The sequence below is a fragment of the Sphingomonas sp. Leaf412 genome (assembly GCF_001425405.1).
Taxonomy (GTDB): domain Bacteria; phylum Pseudomonadota; class Alphaproteobacteria; order Sphingomonadales; family Sphingomonadaceae; genus Sphingomonas.
Genome location: NZ_LMQP01000001.1, coordinates 761,103 through 761,332, shown reverse-complemented (window position 1 = coordinate 761,332; position 230 = coordinate 761,103).

The window sequence follows — 230 nt, the reverse complement described above, 5'->3', positions numbered from 1 at the left end:
TCCGGTGCACGATGTTCGCGCGAAGCCGCAAAGACGCGAAGTGAAGCAAGAGATTGGTTCGCGCGGAGGCGCGGAGGACGCAGAGAGTAAAGTGTAACGCAGACCGGCACCTATTTCATCGAAGCAGCGACGTCGGCCCGGCCGGTAATTGGCCCCCCGATCAGCCCGGTGCACGACACCTCCGCGTCCTCCGCGCCTCCGCGCGAACCAACACTTCCTTGCGGCTTCGC